At 51.0% G+C, this 704-nt stretch carries 1 pseudogene; it reads right to left on the bottom strand.

Features of this window, described 5'->3' with window-relative positions:
• A pseudogene (locus CLOSYM_RS08990) lies at nucleotides 1–193 on the bottom strand (group II intron reverse transcriptase/maturase); the annotation flags it as partial.
• Nucleotides 194–704: the final 511 nt, after the last annotated feature.

Consider the following 704-nt stretch of genomic DNA (forward strand, 5'->3'; position numbering starts at 1 on the left):
CCAGATTTTCTTCCAGATTCTTTTCGTAGTCTTCTTTCGTTATTCCGTCGATTCCTGCCGCTTTCTTTCCATCCATTTGTTCGTGGCACCTTTTCAGCATTTCCTTATTAATCAGATGCCCGACGGATGTGAATACCAACTCCGGTTGTTCGCTTGATAACTGCGATATTCTCTCCAATTTCGTTTCCATCATAGGTCTACCTCTGTGTATAGTTGATGTTTCCTCTTTGATATTGCCTTATATGGCAGGGCTTTGAGGATTGATGCCCTCTCTCGGCTTCCCTCCGGCGGCATTACCCGCTTTCTCCGGTACTATCCGGCCATCCGACTGCCTGCCCCCCTTTTGCCTTCCTCGCGTCCGGCATACCCATGGGAACACACTTCCCACGGGAGGGGACAGGCTCTCCCCAGTTGACGTGATATCATTGTGTAACGTGGCTGGCTCTCAGACACCGCGGCAGTGTGTGAAATCTCACCATTGCGATAAACCCACCTGTTGCCTTCCGCTATGCTAAAAGCGTCGGCCTGCCGGACTGCATCGATTTCGGTACTCTATCACTTTCAGCCCTGTTACCTGACTGTCTACGCTTAGAAGGCAGCATTACTGCTACCGACTCAAGACTCGCTACCGGTGGTGTGGTTAGCACCTTTCCGGACAGGATTTCCACCTGTTAAATATCACGCCCTTTCTGGGCGCACTAGCA

Origin of the sequence: [Clostridium] symbiosum ATCC 14940, from assembly GCF_000466485.1 — a bacterium.
GTDB classification, from domain to species: domain Bacteria; phylum Bacillota; class Clostridia; order Lachnospirales; family Lachnospiraceae; genus Otoolea; species Otoolea symbiosa.